Origin of the sequence: Siccirubricoccus deserti, assembly GCF_014283215.1 — a bacterium.
Classification (GTDB): domain Bacteria; phylum Pseudomonadota; class Alphaproteobacteria; order Acetobacterales; family Acetobacteraceae; genus Siccirubricoccus; species Siccirubricoccus deserti.
In genome coordinates this window covers 1-17,312 of sequence record NZ_JACOMF010000033.1, presented here as the reverse complement: position 1 = coordinate 17,312, position 17,312 = coordinate 1, and the positions used below count along the sequence as shown (strand labels likewise).

General features: G+C 69.7%; 15 protein-coding genes and 1 pseudogene. 7 read left to right on the top strand and 9 right to left on the bottom strand.

Annotated features, from left to right (window positions below; translation table 11 throughout):
- The first annotated feature begins 379 nt into the window (after positions 1 to 379).
- On the top strand, positions 380 to 550 hold the full coding sequence (locus tag H7965_RS20560; protein ID WP_186772461.1) for a hypothetical protein: 171 nt from the start codon (positions 380 to 382) through the stop codon (positions 548 to 550).
- A 281-nt stretch (positions 551 to 831) separates the two neighbouring features.
- Here the strand turns inward: H7965_RS20560 and H7965_RS20555 are convergent, their stop codons facing one another.
- Complete coding sequence (locus H7965_RS20555; RefSeq protein ID WP_186772460.1) at positions 832 to 1,716, bottom strand: NAD(P)-dependent oxidoreductase; 885 nt, start codon at positions 1,714 to 1,716, stop codon at positions 832 to 834.
- On the opposite strand from H7965_RS20555, the gene H7965_RS20550 reads away from it, so the two are divergent.
- Complete coding sequence (locus H7965_RS20550) at positions 1,715 to 1,945, top strand: hypothetical protein (protein WP_186772459.1); 231 nt, start codon at positions 1,715 to 1,717, stop codon at positions 1,943 to 1,945. The genes H7965_RS20555 and H7965_RS20550 overlap by 2 nt on opposite strands.
- A 274-nt stretch (positions 1,946 to 2,219) precedes the next feature.
- Here H7965_RS20550 and H7965_RS20545 read toward each other — a convergent pair whose 3' ends face one another.
- Complete coding sequence (locus H7965_RS20545; RefSeq protein WP_186772458.1) at positions 2,220 to 2,570, bottom strand: hypothetical protein; 351 nt, start codon at positions 2,568 to 2,570, stop codon at positions 2,220 to 2,222.
- A gap of 105 nt (positions 2,571 to 2,675) precedes the next feature.
- Entirely contained in the window at positions 2,676 to 3,896 is a 1,221-nt protein-coding gene (locus H7965_RS20540) for an ABC transporter substrate-binding protein (protein WP_456308188.1), read from the bottom strand.
- Positions 3,897 to 4,055: 159 nt separating this feature from the next.
- On the opposite strand from H7965_RS20540, the gene H7965_RS20535 reads away from it, so the two are divergent.
- Positions 4,056 to 5,405 (top strand): amidase, encoded by a 1,350-nt coding sequence (locus H7965_RS20535; RefSeq protein WP_186772456.1) that lies wholly within the window; start codon positions 4,056 to 4,058, stop codon positions 5,403 to 5,405.
- A gap of 257 nt (positions 5,406 to 5,662) precedes the next feature.
- Here the strand turns inward: H7965_RS20535 and H7965_RS20530 are convergent, their stop codons facing one another.
- The 6 genes from H7965_RS20530 to H7965_RS20505 all read right to left on the bottom strand — a co-directional run bounded on the left by H7965_RS20530 (position 5,663) and on the right by H7965_RS20505 (position 13,005).
- Positions 5,663 to 6,193: an NADH-quinone oxidoreductase subunit B family protein gene (locus tag H7965_RS20530; protein WP_186772455.1), complete on the bottom strand. Its 531-nt coding sequence runs from the start codon at positions 6,191 to 6,193 to the stop codon at positions 5,663 to 5,665.
- Positions 6,194 to 6,213: 20 nt separating this feature from the next.
- Positions 6,214 to 7,728, bottom strand: coding sequence for a hydrogenase large subunit (locus H7965_RS20525; protein WP_186772454.1), 1,515 nt, complete (start codon positions 7,726 to 7,728; stop codon positions 6,214 to 6,216).
- A 23-nt stretch (positions 7,729 to 7,751) separates the two neighbouring features.
- The gene (locus H7965_RS20520) at positions 7,752 to 9,206 is read right to left on the bottom strand and encodes a hydrogenase 4 subunit F (RefSeq protein WP_186772453.1); all 1,455 of its coding nucleotides are present in this window, start codon (positions 9,204 to 9,206) and stop codon (positions 7,752 to 7,754) included.
- Positions 9,206 to 9,874 (bottom strand): hydrogenase-4 component E, encoded by a 669-nt coding sequence (locus H7965_RS20515; protein WP_222440724.1) that lies wholly within the window; start codon positions 9,872 to 9,874, stop codon positions 9,206 to 9,208. Before H7965_RS20515 ends, H7965_RS20520 begins: the two co-directional genes overlap by 1 nt.
- 151 nt (positions 9,875 to 10,025) lie before the next feature.
- Positions 10,026 to 10,985, bottom strand: a complete 960-nt coding sequence (locus H7965_RS20510) for a respiratory chain complex I subunit 1 family protein (RefSeq protein ID WP_186772452.1) — start codon at positions 10,983 to 10,985, stop codon at positions 10,026 to 10,028.
- A gap of 1 nt (position 10,986) precedes the next feature.
- A complete protein-coding gene (locus H7965_RS20505; protein ID WP_186772451.1) occupies positions 10,987 to 13,005 on the bottom strand; it encodes a proton-conducting transporter transmembrane domain-containing protein in 2,019 nt (672 codons plus the stop codon).
- A gap of 179 nt (positions 13,006 to 13,184) precedes the next feature.
- On the opposite strand from H7965_RS20505, the gene H7965_RS20500 reads away from it, so the two are divergent.
- The 4 genes and pseudogenes from H7965_RS20500 to H7965_RS20485 all read left to right on the top strand — a co-directional run.
- Positions 13,185 to 14,282: a TRAP transporter substrate-binding protein gene (locus H7965_RS20500; RefSeq protein WP_186772450.1), complete on the top strand. Its 1,098-nt coding sequence runs from the start codon at positions 13,185 to 13,187 to the stop codon at positions 14,280 to 14,282.
- A gap of 35 nt (positions 14,283 to 14,317) precedes the next feature.
- Positions 14,318 to 14,866, top strand: a complete 549-nt coding sequence (locus tag H7965_RS20495) for a TRAP transporter small permease subunit (RefSeq protein ID WP_186772449.1) — start codon at positions 14,318 to 14,320, stop codon at positions 14,864 to 14,866.
- 27 nt (positions 14,867 to 14,893) lie between these two features.
- Positions 14,894 to 16,303 carry a TRAP transporter large permease gene (locus tag H7965_RS20490; RefSeq protein ID WP_186772448.1) on the top strand — a complete coding sequence of 470 codons (1,410 nt, stop codon included), beginning with the start codon at positions 14,894 to 14,896 and terminating at the stop codon, positions 16,301 to 16,303.
- Positions 16,304 to 17,121: 818 nt separating this feature from the next.
- Positions 17,122 to 17,312 (top strand): annotated as a pseudogene (locus tag H7965_RS20485) (IS630 family transposase); the annotation flags it as partial.

Below are 17,312 nucleotides of genomic sequence, written 5' to 3'. Positions count from 1 at the left end.
CGCATCGCAACGGCCGAGAGGATCTCCGCAGCATGCTATGCTTGCGGGCATGCATCCGGATGTTGGATCGGTCTGCGGCAGTAGTAGAGGCGCTGGTGATGCGAACCAAATGGATGGTCCCCGGACCGCGCCGCCGAGGGGCAGCTACAGGGTCACCGCCCGGTTCGCACAACACCGGTTGTGGGTCTCGACACTCTGCTGACGCCGTGAGGCAGGATCAGCAAACGTGATCTGAGCTCCCGGCATCTAGGCGATATCCTGACCACCACAATATTGCTGGTCCAAACCGACTTTGAGACACCTTAAAGTTGTATTCCCTGGGGGTGGCTAGGTCGCTTTTCGTTTGGAAGACATCTTAAGGTTGTGTTATGTTGTGCGCATGATCCGCGCCCTTCACGCAGCAATCCTGGCATGGATGATCGTCCTCGCGGTGTACGTCATGGGGTTTGAGCCATCCGGTGATGCCTTTGCCGATCCGCATGCCGCCATTCAGGTGCAGCCAATGGTGGTGATGGGCTACGTTGTCCAGCCATACGATCCGCTTCCGTAGCCCATAGGAAGCCCGCCAGCTCCTTTGGAATTGGCGCCCAGACATAGTGACGGCGGTGGCGCTCATCGATCCGCGCGGGTCCTGCAGCGGACTGCATCCATGTCTGAACGCCAATCCGCCGTTGCCCGGGATATTGACCACGCGACCACCCGGCAAAGCCGGAGCCTGATTGCTTCACCTTGATGCAATCAGGCCCGGATTTGCGTTCCTGGCTTTCAGCGCGGCGTCCGACGACGGTATGCTTTATCCCACATACGTCAGCTTCGAGTTATCCTGGCACATCACGCCGGCTTTTCGCTCAGCCTGCGATACATCTCAAGCAGCGCGACGATGTCCTTGCCGCGGTAGCCCTGGGCCAGTGCCATCGCCATAACCTCGCGCACCAGAGAAGCGGTCGGTGTCGGCTGGCGGAAGGCGCGGCCCATGTCGATCGCCAGCGCCAGATCCTTCTCGCCCAGCTCCATCTTGAAGCCTGGCTCGAAATCATCCTTCAGCGCCTTCGGGAAGCGCTTGGTGAAGTGGAAGGACCTCCCGCCGCTCATCGACAGCACCTGATAGAGCTTGTCCGGCGCGACTCCCGCCGCCTCTCCGAGCGCGAAGGCCTCGCAGGCCACCAGCACGTTGCCGAGCGACATCATGTTGTTGACCAGCTTCACCGCCTTCGCAGTGCCGACCGGGCCGGTGTGACTCCAGCTTGAGCCGAGCTGCTGCAGCACCGGTTCGGCCCGGGCGATATCGGCCTCCTCGCCGCCGACGATCAGCACCATCTGGCCGCTCCGCGCCTCGGCAGGGCCACCGCTGACCGGGCAGTCGACAACGGCGAGGCCGCGCGCCGCCGCCGCCGCGCCGATCTCCCGCATGGTGGCGGGATCGATGGTCGACAGCTCCAGGATCAGGCTGCCCGGCTCGGCCTTGGCGATCAGCCCCTCGGGGCCGAGCCAGGCGGCGCGGGCGGCGGCGGGGTCGGGCAGGCTGGTCAGCACCAACCGGCGCCCGGCCAGTGCCTCCGCCAGCGTGTCGGCGACCGCCACCTGCCGCTCGGCCAGCTCCTGCCGGCGGGCCGGGTTGACGTCGTAGCCCAGGACATCGAAGCCGGTCTCGAACAGGCGCGCGGCCATGCCGGCGCCCATCTGTCCCATGCCGATGACGGCAACGCGCTCCTTCATGCGCAACTTCCTCCGCTATCCGATCGGACCGCGCTGGGGCGGGGGATCGCTGTTCAGGCCGGGACGGATGGTGGCGGCACGGATCGGCAGCGCCATGGCGGGCATGCGCGCGATCACCACCGTGAGCGACACCACCTTCGGCTCGCGGCCCCCAATCCCGCATTCCGGGCTGCTGCGCAAATTGCGCCGGCGGCTGGTCGTGATCCTGCATGCTGGCGGCGCGGCATGACGCGGCGACGCGCCGCACTGGCGGATTGCGCATTCTGCCTTGCACCGGGCGCGGTTGCGACCACACGGGTGCAACAGATTGTGCTCTGCCTTGGCCTGATGTCAGGGCATCGCCTTCAGGCAGGTCGGCCGACCGGCGGCGCGGCACATTGCCGCGCTGCCGGTTGCGTAGCGGCAGCGGTTGCGTTCATGCGTAAACGCGAATCCGCTGCAGCCGGTTGTTCGTGGCGTGGGGATCCACGCGCCGGGGCGTTCACACCCCTCCGCGATCCGCTCTAGCGGTTGCTGCTGCTGCCAGTCCCGCTCGTGCCGGGGCTGCCGGGGCGGATCGCGCCGCTCGGTGCCAACGGGCTGCTGCTTGGATCGCCGCCGCGGACCGCTGCGCCGCCGCCGGCCGGCGGGGCGCCACGCGGCGCAACGGTGCTGCTGCCGGTCGTGCTGGGGCTGGTGGCCGAGGTCGGCGCGCCCGGCCCGGTCGCCACGCCACCGCCAGGCTGCGGCTGGGTCTGCGGCGTGCCGAGGTTGGTGTTCGGAACCTGAGCGCTGGCGGTGCCGAGCGCGAGGCCAAGGGCAGCGGTGGCAATGAAAATGGTGCGGCGCATCTGCGTCTCCTTCTTGGTGGCCATGCGGCTTCCAAACGATTGACGCCAGAATTGGTTCGGCGGCGCCGCGATGCGTCACCGGGCTGGCAACAGGGGCGGGGTTCGACCTTCCCGCCCCTGCGCCGTGGATCACGCCCGGACGAGCGGGCAGCCGCCTTCGGACAGCGGCCGGAAGGCCTCCTCGGCCGGCGTCGTCTGCAGCAGCTTGTAGTAGTCGAAAGCGCCACGGCTCTCCTCCGGCTTCTTCACCTCGAAGAGGAAGGCCGGGTGGATCTTGCGGCCATCCGGCCGGATGCTGCCGGTGCCAAAGGCATCGTCGTCGGTCGGCATGGCCTTCATCCGCGCCACCGTATCGGCCCCGCTCGCCTTGGCCGCCTGCACGCCGAGCGAGGCGACGGCCTTCAGGTAATGCAGCGTACTGGAGTAGTCGCCCGCATGGTTCATGCAGAGTGCGACCTGGCCGGCCACCGCATGCACGCGCCGCGTGAAGGCGCGGGTGCGGTCGTTGAGATCCCAGTAAAAGGATTCCGTACACACCAGCCCCTGCGCCGTCTGCAGCCCGAGCGAATGCACATCCGGCAGGAACATCAGCATGGAGGCCAGCTTGATGCCGCGCCGGGTGATGCCGAACTCCGCCGCCTGCTTGATGCAGTTGACGGTATCCGTGCCGGCATTGGCCAGCCCGATCACCTTGGCGCGCGAGGCCTGGGCCTGCAGCAGGTAGGAGGAGAAATCCGTGGTGCCGGGGAAGGGGGTGCGCACCTGGCCGACGACCCGGCCGCCGGCCGCATTCACGAAGGCGATGGTGTCGCGTTCCAGCGAATGGCCGAAGGCATAGTCGGCGGTGACGAAGAACCAGGTGTCGCCGCCCGCGCGGACGGTCGCCGCGCCGGTGGATTTCGCCAGCATGTAGGTGTCGAACACCCAGTGGATGGTGTTCGGGGTGCAGTTCTTGCCGGTCAGGTCCGAGGTCGCGGTCGAATTGGCGATGGCGACCTTGTTCTTCTCCCGCGCCAGCTCCGCCACCGCCAGCGCCACCGAGGAGGCGGCGAGGCTGACCACCATGTCGACGCCATCCCGGTCGAACCACTGGCGGGCGATGTTCAGCGCGACATCCGGCTTGTTCTGATGGTCGGCGACGACGACCTCGGTCTCGAAGCCATGCGCGCCGAATTCCTGCACCGCCAGCCGGGTGCAGGCCACCGTGGTCGGGCCGTTGAGGTCGCGGTAGCTGCCGGACATGTCGGTCAGCACGCCGATCTTGATGGTCCGGGCGGCCTGCGCACGGGCGCCGCCGAGGGGAAGCGCGCTGGCAGCGCCGGCCTGCAGCAGGGTGCGTCGGTTCAGCATCATGGTTCTCTCCCTTTGAGCCAGTCATACCGCGCCTCGCCGCGCGAGAAAACGCCAGATTGTTGCACGTGGGCGTTTGCCCAGGCGTGGCGGTGCCATGGCTCCCGCCTGGCATCCCGCCGGCTTGCGGTCGGCACGGTTCCTCGCCAGCATTGCGCCATGCAGCACATCGCCGATGCCGCGGCCGCGCTTGCCGCGGGCCGTACCTCCGCCGTCGCCTTGGTAGACGCGGCGCTCGACCGGATCGCCGACCCCAGCGGCGAGGGCAGCCGCGCCTTCACCGCAGTCCACGCCGCCGCGGCGCGGGCCGAGGCGCGGGCGATCGACATGCTGCGCCACGCCGGCCGCGCACCATCCCCCTGGGCCGGCATCCCGGTCACGGTGAAGGACCTGTTCGACGAGCACGGCCACCCGACGCCGGCCGGCTCCACCGTGCTGAAGGATGCGCCGCCGGCGGCGTGGGATGCGCCGGTGGTGGCGCGCCTGCGGCGCCAGGGCTTCATCATCATCGGCCGCACCAACATGGTGGAATTCGCCTTCTCCGGCCTTGGCGTAAACCCGCATTACGGCACGCCGCTCAGCCCCTGGGACCGCGGGACCGGGCGGCTGCCGGGCGGCTCCTCCTCCGGCGCCGGCGTCGCCGCGGCGGACCACATGGGCTTCGGCGGCCTCGGCACGGATACCGGCGGCTCTTGCCGCATCCCGGCGGCGCTCTGCGGCGTGGTCGGCTTCAAGCCGACGGCGAAGCGGGTGCCCATCAGCGGTGTGCTGCCGTTGTCACCCTCGCTCGACAGCGTCGGGCCGCTGGCGCGCAGCGTTGCCTGCTGCGCCCTGCTCGATGCGGTGATCAGCGGCGTGGAGCAGCCGCGGCCGGTGGCGCATCGCGGCGTCGCCGGGCTGCGGCTCGGCCTGCCGCGCGGCACCTTCCTGACCGAGGACCTCGACACGGCGGTCGCCAATGCCTTCCAGCGGGCGCTGTCGCGGCTTTCGGTGGCCGGCGCGCGGATCGAGATGTTCGACCTGCCGGAGCTGGCGGAGATCCCGGCGGTGAACGCCACCGGCGGCTTCACCGCCAGCGAGGCCTTCACCTGGCACCGCAGGCTGATCGCCGAGAAGGCGGCAGGCTACGACCCGCGCATTCTCGCCCGCATCCGCCGCGGCGAGCGCATGTCGGCGGCCGACTACATCACCTTGGTGAATGAGCGTGCCCGCATCATCGCCGCGGTGGCGAAGCGCACCGCCGGCTTCGATGCAGTGGTGACGCCGACCTGTCCGCTCATCCCGCCGGCGCTGGCGGAGGTGGAGGCCGAGGCGGACTACAACCGCATCAACCTGCTGCTGCTGCGCAACACCGCCGTGGCCAATTTCCTCGACCGCTGCAGCATCAGCCTGCCGATCCAGCGCCTGGGCGAAGCACCGGTGGGGCTGATGCTGACCGGCGAGCACATGGCGGATGCGGCGCTGTTCGAGGTGGCCGCCGCAGTGGAAGCGGCGCTGGCGGGGCCCTGATCCGTCGGCGCCACATTTCGGCGCAGGATTCTCAACCGTACGCCCATGGCGCATTGCCACGAGTTAAGGCCATCCACACCTCCCGTAGAGGCCGGGAAGCCGAGGATGCCGTTGTCGTCCTGATGCTCCGCCTGCCGGAGTTCGGACGGGCGGCGTTCGGCAGCGGCTATTCCCGGCAAGCCGGTGCCAGACTGGCAGCCCACATGGGCCGCCACGGGCCGGCTGGAGCGATCCGGCCGGCCCGCCTCTTTTCCGGCTCAGCGCCCCGCCGGGCGGCTTTGCGCTTCCACCAGCGCCAGCAGCCCTTCCAGCATCTGGGTCGGCGTCGGCGGGCAGCCGGGGATGACGAGGTCCACCGGCAGCGCCGCGCCGATGCCGCCTTCCACCGCATAGCTGCCCTTAAAGACGCCGCCATCCACCGCGCAATCGCCGACCGCGACGATCCACTTCGGGTCGGGCGTGCAGGCCCAGGTGCGCTCCAGCGCCTCACGCATGTTGCGGGTCAGCGGCCCGGTCACCAGCAGCACATCGGCGTGGCGGGGGCTGGCGACGAAGCGCAGCCCGAAGCGTTCCAGGTCATGGACCACGTTGTTGAGCGCGTTGATCTCCAGCTCGCAACCATTGCATGATCCTGCATCCACCTGGCGGATCGACAGGCTGCGGCCGAGGCGCTGCTGGGAGGACTCCTCCAGCCGGTCGGCCAGCGCCTGCACCAGCTCCTCCGGCACCACCGGCGGCGGGTCGGTCAGGGGCGTCGCGAACAGGCTGCGCGCCAGGCGGGGCCACATCAGGCGGCGCAACGACTGCATCAAAGGTCGACCCCGCTGTAGGAACAGTTGAAGCTCTTGTTGCAGAGCGGAAAATCCGCGACGATGTTGCCCTCGATGGCGGCTTCCAGCAGCGGCCATTGCAGCCAGGACGGGTCACGCGGAAAGACCGCCCGCACCAGCCCGCCATCGTCCAGCACCACATGATGCAGGCATTCGCCGCGGAACCCCTCCGTGATGCCGAGCCCTTCGCCGCCCCGCTGCGGGAGCGCGACCGTCACCTCGCCAGGCGGCAGGCCGGCCAGCAGCGCGCGGGCCATGCGAAGCGAATCCTCCAGCTCGGCGATGCGGATGCGGACGCGGGCATCGACATCGCCCTGCGTCAGCACCGGCACCTGCGGCTGCAACTCGGGGTAGGGCGCATAGCCCGGCATCGCCCGCGCATCGAAGCCGCGGCCGGTGGCGCGGCCGACATACCCGCCGGCGGCGAAGCGGGCTGCCAGCCCGGCGTCCACCACCCCGGTGCCGACCACCCTGTCCTGCAGGCTGGCGTGGCTTTCATAGACCGCCAGCAGCGTCGGGATCTCCGCCGCCACCGCATCCAACGCCGCCCCGACCGCCGCGGCGCCGCCCGGGGTGATGTCGACCGAGACGCCGCCGGGAATCACCCGATCCATCATCAGCCGGTGGCCGAAGGCGACGGCGGCGGCGCGCAGCACCCCCTCCCGCAACGCGCCGCAGCGGGCATGCGGCCAGGTGAAGGCGGCGTCGTTGCAGACGAAGCCCCAGTCGTTCAGGTGGTTGTGGATGCGCTCCAGCTCCGCCATCAGCGCCCGGAGCGCGATGGCGCGCGGCGGCGGCGTGACCTCCAGCGCCGCCTCCACCGCCTGGGCGAAGGCCCAGCCATGGGCGACGGTGGAATCGCCCGAGAGGCGCGCGGCGAAACGCGCCGCGACCCGCGCCGGCTTGCCGAGCATCAGCCCGATGCTGCCTTTGTGGAGGTAGCCGAGCCGCTGCTCCAGCCGCACCACCGTCTCGCCCTGGACATGGAAGCGGAAATGCCCCGGCTCGATGATGCCGGCATGCACCGGCCCGACCGGGATCTGGTGCAGGCCCTCGCCCTCGGCGGGCAGGAATTCCGGCTGCGGCGGCGGCATCGCATGCGGTGCGGGCCTTGCCGCCAGCGGCGCGGTGACCGGCCAGCGGCCGTGATCCAGCCAGGGGCGCAGATCGGCCGCACCCTCCGCCACCAGCCCCCAGAGGTCCTGCACCATCCGCTCGAACCGCGCCGCGCCGGGGCGGACGGGCGACAGGGCGAGGTAGCGGCCATCGGCGGTCGGCGCGGAGGCGATGCAGAACCGCCCCGTCGCCTCGTCCAGCAGCACCGCATGGACCAGGGCCGGATCACCCCAGAGGCCGAGCACCGCGACCTCCGGCGTCACCTCCAGCGACTCGACCAAGGTCGCCCATTGCGGCCGGGTGACGAGGAAGCGCGGATGCGGCCGGCAGGGCTGCGGCGCGCCGCTCCCGACCAGCGCGAAGGGGTGGGGAGGCATTCAGATCAGCCCTCCGGAGCCGGTCATCCCGGAATCCTCGCCGCCGCCGCCAGCAACGCCGCCAGCGGCCCGGGCAGCGCCAGGCCGAGCAGCAGCGCCAGGCCGAGGTGCAGCCAGAGCGGCCCGAGCGTCGTCGCCTCGGCCCAGCGCGCCGGCGCGTCCGGCGCATCCGGCGTCGGCTCGCCGAAGCACATCAGCTGCAAGGTCTGCACCTTCGCCGCCGCGGCCATCATCACGCCAAGACCGAGCGGGAGGCTCCACCACCATGCCCTCGCCACGACCTCAGTCAGCAGCAGGAATTCGCTGGCGAAGAGGGCGAAGGGCGGCAGCCCGGCCACCGCGGCGACAGCGATGGCCAGCCCCCAGCCCAGGCCGGGGTGCGAGGCCACCAGCCCGCCGATCCCAGCGATCTTCTGCGTGCCCTTCAACTGCGCCGCATGGCCGAGGCCGAAGAATACCGCCGATTTGCACAGCGAATGGCCGAGCATGTGCAGCAGCCCCGCGAGATTGGCCGTGGCCCCGCCGAAGCCGAAGGCAACGGCGGCGAGGCCCATGTGCTGGATGCTGCTCCAGGCGAAGAACCGCCGGGCATCGCGCCGCCGCCACAGCGCGGAGGCGGCGAGCAGCACCGAGGCGAGGCCGAGACCGATCAGGAAGGGCCCTGGCGCCACCGTGCCCGGATGCGCGCCGACGATCGCCTTGGCCCGCAGCACCGCATGCAGCGCGGCGTTCAGCAGCAGGCCGGACAGCACCGCGGAGATCGCGATCGGCCCCTCCGCCTCGGCATCCGGCAGCCAAGCGTGCAGCGGCACGAGGCCGGCCTTGGTGCCGTAGCCGACCAGCAGGAAGATGAAGGCGAGGTTCAGCACCCCCGGGTCGCATTGCGCCGCCACCCGGTGCAGCACCGCCCAGGACAGGCCGCCATCGCCGTGCCTGACCAGCGGCTGGGCCGCGAGATAGAGGAAGATGGTGCCGAGCAGCGCCAGGGCGATGCCGACGCCGCAAAGGATGAACAGCTTCCACGCCGCCTCGATCGCCGCGGGCGTGCCGTGCACGGCGACCATCAGCACGCTGGCCAGGGTGGCGATCTCGATCGCCACCCACATCACCCCCATGTTGTCGGCCAGCAGCGCCAGCGCCTGCGCCCCCATGAAGAGCTGGAAGGCGCCGTGGTAGGCGCGCAGCCGCAGCGCATCGAAGCCTTCCTGTGCCACCGCGCCGGCGGAGAAGATCGCGGTGGTCAGGCCGATCAGGAAGGCCAGCACCACCAGCGGGGTGTTGAGCGCATCCACCCGTGTCCAGCCCTGCTCGCCTTCCGGATGGCCGAACAGGCCGAGCGCCAACACCAGGCCAACGGCCGAGATGGCGATGTTCACCAGCGCCGCCGGCTTCTCCCGCGGCAGCGCCAGCAGCGCCAGCGCCCCGGCCCAGGGGACGAAGACGATGATCCAGGGGAGGGGGAACCAAGGCAGCGGCATCACGGCTGTTCCCCGCGATGCGGCTCGACCAGCCCGATATCGACGGTGTCGAAGCGTTCCCGGATCTGGAAGACGAAGACGCCGGCGACCACCAGCAGCACCATCACCAGCGCGGCGGTCGACAGCTCCACCACCAGCGGCATGCCGGTGACGCCGACGGCGGCGAGGATGAGGCCGTTCTCCATGCTCATCAGCCCGACCACCTGCAGGATGGCGTTGCGCCGGGTGATCATCATCAGCATTCCGAGCAGCACGACGGAGAGCGCCAGCGCCATATCCTCCCGCGCGATGGCATGCGCCCCGGCGGTGATCGGCAGCACGACCAGGATGGCGAGCGCCACCAGCGCCACGCCAGCCATCAGGCTGGGGCCGATGCCGAGCGCGGTCTCCGCCGCGCGGTGCAGGTCGAGCCGGCGGATCGCCAGGCGCAGCGCCAGCGGGATCAGCACCGCCTTGGCGGCCAGCGCGATCAGCGCCGTCAGGTAGAGCTGCGGCGCCGCCTGGACGAAGCCCTGCCAGGCCGCGGCGGCGGCCAGGATGGCGCCCTGCATCGCCAGCGCGTTGATCACCGCGGCGATGCGGCGCTGGTAGAGCAGCATGAAGGACAGCAGCAGCATGCCGCCGCCCAGCAGATGCGCGACATCATAGGGGAGCTGGCCGAAGGTCAATTCTCCATGCCCCCAGGCGCATCGTGCCGAAGGCACGCCTCCGGCGTGACGCGGGCGCATCCGCGCCCTTGGCTGCGCCGGACTGCCGGCGGGCTGCAGAAGCGGCTTCGGCGCAGGGCTTCGCCCCACGTCGTGGGGGGTGATCCGTGCATCATGCCAGCCCCGTAGAGACGAACAGCAGCGCCACCGCCAGCAATGCCAGCAGCAGCGCGGCGCCGAGGAACTCCGGCACCCGGAACACCCGCATCTTCGCGACCGCGCTCTCAAACACCGCCAGCGCCAGGCACAGCGCGCCCATCTTCAGCAGCCAGGCGAGCAGCCCCGCCACCCAGGCCAGCGGCCCGGACCCTGCCGGGGCGGTGCCGAAGGGCAGGAACACCGCCAGCAGCAGCGCCAGCCACAGGGTAAGGCGCAGCGCCGATTGCGCCTCCCACAGCGCAAGGTGGCGGCCGCTGCTCTCCAACAGCATCGCCTCATGCACCATGGTCAGTTCCAGGTGCGTCGCCGGGTTGTCCACCGGGATGCGGGCATTCTCCGCCACCGCGACCGCCAGCATGGCCACCGCCGCCAGCGCCAGCGAGACCCGCAGCCCGAGTCCGCCATCACGCATCGCCACGGCGACGGCATCGAGGTTGGTGGTGCCGGCCAGGATGGCGAAGGTCAGCACGCAGAGCAGCAGCGCCGGCTCGGCGAAGGCGGCGAAGCTCATCTCCCGCGCCGCGCCCAGGCCGCCGAAGGCGGTGCCGACATCCATCCCGGCCAATGCCAGCGCCACCCGCGCCACCGTCAGCAGCCCGGCCAGCAGCACCAGGTCGCCGAGCGGCGCCAGCGCCATGCCCTGGGCGAAGCTCGGCACCAGGGCGATCGCCAGCAGGCAGGCGGCGAAGCCGGCATAGGGCGCGGCCTCCGAGATGACGGAGGCGTTCTCCGCCAGCACCGGGCGCTTGCGCAGCAGCTTGGCCCAGTCGCGCAGCGGCTGCAGGGGGGAGGCGCCGCGGCGGCCCATCAGCCGCGCCTTCAGCCAGCGCGTGACGCCGACCACCAGCGGCGCGGCCAGCAGCATCAAGGTGATATGCAGCAACTGGGCAGCCAGCGCGCTGAGGAGGGCCATTTCAGCGTGCCTCCAGCCAGGCCAGCAGCACCAGCAGCCCGACCAGCAGGCCGAAGCCGAGCGAGAGGTTGCGACGGATGGTAAAGGCGCGCAGCCGCTCCGCCTGCGTCGTAATGTCGTCCCGCAGCCGCGCCAGCGGGGCCAGCAGCAGCGGCTCCGACGGGTCGCGGAAGCTGGCCTCGTAGCGGGCGGGGCGCGGGTCGCCGGGGCTCGGCATCTCCACCTGCTCCCGCGCCGCCAGCAGCGCCCCGCCGAGCATCCGGCGCAGCGGCTGGGCGATGCCGCCGGCGGTCGGCTGGGTGAGGGGGTCGCCGAAGGGCAGATGCGCCGGCGGGTCGATGAAGCCGCAATTCCACACCGGCCCGCGCTGGGTCGCGCCTGGCGAGCGGCGGCGCACCAGCAGCACCAGCGCCGCCAGGGCCAGGCCCAGCAGCAGCGCGACGGCCAGCGGGTAATAGGCCGAGGCGCCCTCCGCCGTGGTCAATGCCAGGACGCTGGCGGGCGGCCGTACCGCGGCGCTGGTCAGCAGTTGCAGCACCGGCGCGGCAAGCTGCACCAGCAGGCCGGGAAAGAGGCCGAACAGCACCGTCAGCCCAGCCGGTAGCAGCAGCGACCAGCGCTCGATGGCGGTCACCTCACGCGCGCCGGCGCCGCGCGGGCTGCGCGGCCGGCCGAGGAAGACCAGGCCGTAGAGCCGCACCATCGCCGCCGCCGCCAGCGCCGCCGCCATGGCGGCCAGCGCGGTCGCCGCCGCCGCCACCACCTGGAAGGCGATGTCGGCGACCTTCCAGCCGGCCAGCAGCGCTTGCAGCAGCAGCCATTCACCGGCGAAACCCGAGAGCGGCGGCAGGGAGGCCGCGGCGGCAACGCCGACCAGCGCCGCGAGCGCCGTTACTGGCATGACATGGATCAGCCCGCCGAGCCGGTCCAGCCGCCGGCTGCCGGCGCCATGGGTGATGGCGCCGGCGGCCAGGAACAGCAGCGTCTTGAACACCCCATGATTCAGTGCGTGCAGCAGCGCCGCCGCCGCCGCCAGCACCGCCAGCGGGCCGAGGTCGGCACCGCGGAACGCCAGGGCGAGGCCGAGCGCCATGGTGATGAAGCCAAGATTCTCGATGGTCGAGCAGGCGAGCAGGGTCTTGATGTCGTCTTCCATATTGGCCCGCAGCGCGCCGAGCAGGGCCGAGGCCGCGCCGACCGCCAGCAGCGGCACGCCCCACCAGGAGGGCTGGGCCGGGCCGCAGAGGTCGAGCAGCAGCCGCGCCAGCACGTAGAGCGCGATCTTGGTCATCGCCCCCGACATCAGCGCCGAGACATGGCTGGGCGCCGCCGGATGCGCCAGCGGCAGCCAGGCATGCAGCGGCACCAGCCCGGCCTTGGCCCCGGCGCCGACCAGGCCGAGCGCCAGCACCGCCCCGGCCAGCCAGCCATCCGGCGGCGCGGCGCGCAGCGTGGCGAAGTCGAGCCCGCCGGCCTGCCCTGCCAGCAGCCCGAAGGCCGGCACCAGGCAGGCCCCGGCAAGCAGCGCGAAGATCAGGTAGAGCCGCGCCGCGGCACGGTTCTCGGCCTCCCGGTGGTCCTGCGCGACCAGCGCCCAGGAGGCCAGCGACATCAGCTCGAACCCCAGCAGCAGCAGGAAGGCGTCTGCCGCGGCCAGGGTCAGCGCCATGCCGGCGAGGAACAACGGATAGGGCGGCAGCGCCCGAGCCGGACCCGGCCCGGCGCCGATGGCGTAGAGCGAGGCGGCGGCCCCGATCAGGCCGAGCAGCAGCAGGAACCAGGCGGAAAGCCCGTCCAGCGCCAGCAGGGCCGGCCCCCAGGGCGGGCCGAACGGCAGCGCCATCACCGTCTCGGGCGGCCCGGCCAGCAGCGCCGCCAGCGCCAGCCCGGCAAGGAACAGCGTCGCCAGCAGGCAGCCGCCATGGATGATGGCGCCGCCATGAGAATGCCGCCCGAGCGGCACCGCCGCGATGGCGAGCATGACAAGGACGGTTATGCCAAGGGCCAGGGCCGTCAGCATGCGGGCGAGGGGTCACACGGCACGGCAGCAATCCTAGCGCCTAGCAATCGCCGGCGCGAAGACCCTCCCGGGCGCATCATGCCGAGACAGCCACTTAACTTTCACGGCGTGAAGGATTAGGAGCTTGACCGGATGTCTCGCGTACCGGCTTCACGAGTCCCGGGGGGTGTTGCAGCTACATGGAACGTCGCGGTTTCTTCGCCGGCGCGCTGGCCTCGCCGATAGCCCTTTCCGCGCCGGCACTTGCCGAGGGTGCCCTGCCCGAGATCCGCTGGCGCTGCGCTTCCTCCTTTCCGAAATCCCTGGACACCATCTATGGGGCCGGTGAGCACGTCGCGAAGCGGGTCGCCGCCCTGACCGACGGAAAATTCCAGATCCGCGTCTTCGCCGCGGGCGAGATCGTGCCGGGCCTTGCCGTTGCCGATGCAGTGCAGGGCGGCACGGTGGAGGCGGCGCATACCGCCAGCTACTACTTCGTCGGCAAGGACCCGACCTTCGCCTTCGACGGCGCGGTGCCCTTCGGTCTCAACATGCGCCAGCTCAATGCCTGGCTGCAGGCCGGCGGCGGGCGCGAGGTGCTGCGCGAGTTCTTCGAAGGCTACAACATGGTCTCGCTGCCCGCCGGCAATACCGGGGCGCAGATGGGCGGCTGGTTCCGCAAGGAGATCCGCACCGTTGCCGACCTCGACGGGCTGAAGTTCCGGATCGGCGGCTTCGCCGGCAACGTATTGCAGAAGCTTGGCGTGGTGCCGCAGCAGATCGCCGGTGGCGACATCTACCCGGCGCTGGAGAAGGGCACCATCGACGCCGCCGAATGGGTCGGCCCCTACGACGACGAGAAGCTCGGCTTCAACCGCGTCGCGCCCTATTACTACTACCCCGGCTGGTGGGAGGGCGCGCTCAACCTCTCCTTCTACATCGCCAAGCCGAAGTGGGACGAGTTGCCGCAGCTCTACAAGGACGCGCTGGAATCGGCCTGCCGCGACTCCACCATCGAGACCATGGCCAAGTACGACGTGCAGAACCCGCAGGCGCTGCGCCGGCTGGCTGCGGCCGGCACCCAGCTCCGCGCCTTCCCGCGGGAGGTCATGCAGGCCTGCTACCGCGCGACCTTCGAGCTTTACGAAGAGACCGCGGCGAAGAACGCCAACTTCAAAAAAGTGTACGATCACTGGCGCGCGTTCCGCGACAGCCAGTACCAATGGTTCCGGGTGGCCGAAAGCACTTTCGACAATTTCGCCTACTTCATGCACGCTCGGGAACAGCAACGGCCCTGAGACGCCGCAACGCCGCTAGGGAGGCTTCAACCCGAATGGGTCCTTTGCTCGCCTTCAGCCGCGCGGTGGACGCACTGAACACCGCTGTCGGCAAGCTGGCCGATTGGGCGGTGCTGCTCTCCTGCGCCATTTCGGCCGGGAATGCCATCGTGCGCTACGGCGTGTCCTACAGCTCGAACGCCTGGCTCGAGGTGCAATGGTACCTGTTTGGTGCCATCGTCATGCTCGGCGCCTCCTACACCTTGTTCCGCAATGAGCATGTGCGGGTCGATCTGGTGTACGGCAACCTGGGCGAGCGGGCGCGGCTCTGGGTCGATGTCTTCGGCTTCATTTTCTTCATGCTGCCGGCGATGCTGCTGCTGGCCTGGATGACCTGGCCATTCTTCGTCGACAGCTGGGTCCGGCATGAGGGCTCGCCGAACGCCGGCGGGCTGCTGCGCTGGCCGGTGAAGCTGCTGCTGCCGGTCGGCTTCGTCCTGCTCTGCCTGCAGGGCTTCTCCGAACTGATCAAGCGCATTGCGCTGCTGCGGGGCATCCACCCCACGGCCGAGGTGGTGGTCGAATACCACCGGCCGGAACAGTGATCCCCGAGCCGCGAAGGACAGCGCCCGATGTCGCTTGAGGTGATGCCGCCGCTGATGTTCGGTGGCCTGGTGCTGTTCCTGCTGATTGGCTTCCCGGTCACCTTCTCGCTGTCCGCTGTGGGGCTGTTCTTCGGCTTCGTGTCGATCGAGCTGGGGTTCTTCACCCCGGCCTACCTCGGCAACCTGCCGCTGCGGGTGTTCGGCATCCTGGCCAACGACCTGCTGCTGGCGATCCCCTTCTTCACCCTGATGGGCGCGGTGCTGGAACGCTGCGGCCTGGCGGAGGATCTGCTGGAGGGCACCGGGCAGCTCTTCGGCAAGGTTCCGGGCGGTCTTGCCTATGCGGTGATCATCGTCGGCGCCATCCTCGGTGCCATTACCGGCACGGTGGCGGCAAGCGTGATCGCGATGGGCATGATCAGCCTGCCGATCATGATGCGCTACGGCTACGACATGCGCATCGCCACCGGGGTGATCGCAGCCTCCGGCACCATCACCCAGGTGATCCCGCCCTCGCTGGTGTTGATCGTGCTGGGCGACCAGCTCGGCAAGTCGGTCGGCGACATGTACGCAGGGGCGATCGGGCCCTCCTTCCTGCAGCTGCTGCTGTTCATTTTGTTCATCGTCGGCGTCAGCATCTTCGCACCGCACAAGGTTCCGCCGCTGCCGGATGAGGCGCTGACCCAGAAGGGCTGGACGCTGTGGTGGCGGGTGCTGAAGGGCATGGTGCCCTCGGTGGTGCTGATCTTCCTGGTGCTCGGTACCATCTTCATGGGCCTGGCGACGCCGACCGAGGCGGGGGCGATGGGCGCGGTCGGCTCGGTGGTGCTGGCCATGTGCAACGGCCGCTTCACCTGGGACCTGCTGTGGCAGGCGACGCAGAACACCATGCGGATCACCGCCATGGTGATCTTCATCCTGATCGGCGCGACGGTGTTCAGCCTGGTATTCCAGGGCGTCGACGGCAGCATCTGGATCGAGCATCTGCTGGCCAAGCTGCCGGGCGGGGCGACCGGCTTCCTGATCTTCAGCCAGGTCTTCATCTTCTTCCTGGCGTTCTTCCTCGACTTCTTCGAGATCGCCTTCATCGTCATCCCGCTGCTGGCGCCGGTGGCGGCCAAGCTGGGCATCGATCTGGTATGGTTCGGCGTACTGATCTGCGTGAACATGCAGACCAGCTTCATGCACCCCCCCTTCGGCTTCGCGCTGTTCTACCTGCGCGGCATCGCCCCGAAGGAGGTCCGCAGCAGCGACATCTACTGGGGTGCGATCCCCTGGGTGGCGCTGCAGCTGGTGCTGGTCGCCATCGTCATCTTCTGGCCGGAGAGCGTGACCTACTGGCTGGACAAGGGCACCGGCGTGGACCCGAGCACGGTGCGGATCGAGGTGCCGCTGCCCGATCTGCCGGAGGATGATGCGCCGCCGGTGTTCCGATAGGTGGCCGGCCCGGGCAGGCGATACGAACTGCCCGGGGTGCCGTGCCGGCGGGCGTTCACGCCACTTCGCGATCCGTCCGATTCGGTGAGGATCACCGAGTAGGCGCCGGCATTGTTCGAAGGATTGCCGCCGCGGTCAAAGCGGAGGAAACGCTCGCCGGGCTGCTTGCGAGTGAATGCTTCTTCCGCTTCTCGCCGTATTCGGGATGGCCTTCAGAAACGCTTCGCGCTCTGCCTTCGCTTTGGGCGTGTCGTCTTTCGCTAACGGTCTTCTCCTCTGCCGGTGTCGCCGCGATTCGGTACTGGTCATGGATGACCATGCCGGAAACCCCGATGCCATCCCCGGTCTGCTTCGAATAACGGGCGGAGAGGGCCGCCTTCGGCCTCCTCACTGTGCCGAAGCTCTCGCCTGGGCGCCACTGCCCGGTATGAGGAATGCCTGCAACAGCGGCACGCAATACCCGTTGCCCTGCGGCTGCTTGTACTTCATTTGGTCGTTGCAAACGAAGAGTTATCCGATCCTCGCTTACAGCGTCACCAACGGCAACTGCTGTGCTCGGGAGATTGCTCCGAACGCCTGCTGCCCGGCCACATCCAGTTCCTGCGGGAACGGCAACTCGTCGGAGATCGGGCAGAGCACTGTCGTGAATTTCTGCAGAAGCCTCCCAGGTCGGTTGATGCACAATGCGCCGCGCCACCGGCTGATCAGTCCGGCAACTCCGACGCTGGAGTGTGCTTCAGCATAAAGCCCTAAGTGGCCTAGTGCACTGACGCAGACGGAGGATTCACAGCGGGGCGCTGCGGTGGAATTCTCCAGGCATGGCCCAGACCGTCAGCGTCATCCTTGGATCTGAGGATCGTATCCGCCTCGCTGCGATCCTTGGTGACCGCAACCGCCCGCTCAAGCATGTGCAGCGGGTCAACATCATCTTGCTCTCCGCCGAGTGGCTGCCGGTTCTGGAGGTGGCGCGCCGCGCGGGCGTCAGCCGCCCTGCGGTTTGGCGCTGGCA

Excerpts from the sequence above, each read along its gene's own strand:
- H7965_RS20560 (WP_186772461.1), top strand. The coding sequence starts at position 380 with ATGATCCGCGCCCTTCACGCAGCAATCCTGGCATGGATGATCGTCCTC.
- H7965_RS20550 (WP_186772459.1), top strand. The coding sequence starts at position 1,715 with ATGCGCAACTTCCTCCGCTATCCGATCGGACCGCGCTGGGGCGGGGGA.
- H7965_RS20555 (WP_186772460.1), bottom strand. The coding sequence starts at position 1,716 with ATGAAGGAGCGCGTTGCCGTCATCGGCATGGGACAGATGGGCGCCGGC.
- H7965_RS20545 (WP_186772458.1), bottom strand. The coding sequence starts at position 2,570 with ATGGCCACCAAGAAGGAGACGCAGATGCGCCGCACCATTTTCATTGCC.
- H7965_RS20540 (WP_456308188.1), bottom strand. The coding sequence starts at position 3,896 with ATGCTGAACCGACGCACCCTGCTGCAGGCCGGCGCTGCCAGCGCGCTT.
- H7965_RS20535 (WP_186772456.1), top strand. The coding sequence starts at position 4,056 with ATGCAGCACATCGCCGATGCCGCGGCCGCGCTTGCCGCGGGCCGTACC.
- H7965_RS20530 (WP_186772455.1), bottom strand. The coding sequence starts at position 6,193 with ATGTGGCCCCGCCTGGCGCGCAGCCTGTTCGCGACGCCCCTGACCGAC.
- H7965_RS20525 (WP_186772454.1), bottom strand. The coding sequence starts at position 7,728 with ATGCCTCCCCACCCCTTCGCGCTGGTCGGGAGCGGCGCGCCGCAGCCC.
- H7965_RS20520 (WP_186772453.1), bottom strand. The coding sequence starts at position 9,206 with ATGCCGCTGCCTTGGTTCCCCCTCCCCTGGATCATCGTCTTCGTCCCC.
- H7965_RS20510 (WP_186772452.1), bottom strand. The coding sequence starts at position 10,985 with ATGGCCCTCCTCAGCGCGCTGGCTGCCCAGTTGCTGCATATCACCTTG.
- H7965_RS20505 (WP_186772451.1), bottom strand. The coding sequence starts at position 13,005 with ATGCTGACGGCCCTGGCCCTTGGCATAACCGTCCTTGTCATGCTCGCC.
- H7965_RS20500 (WP_186772450.1), top strand. The coding sequence starts at position 13,185 with ATGGAACGTCGCGGTTTCTTCGCCGGCGCGCTGGCCTCGCCGATAGCC.
- H7965_RS20495 (WP_186772449.1), top strand. The coding sequence starts at position 14,318 with ATGGGTCCTTTGCTCGCCTTCAGCCGCGCGGTGGACGCACTGAACACC.
- H7965_RS20490 (WP_186772448.1), top strand. The coding sequence starts at position 14,894 with ATGTCGCTTGAGGTGATGCCGCCGCTGATGTTCGGTGGCCTGGTGCTG.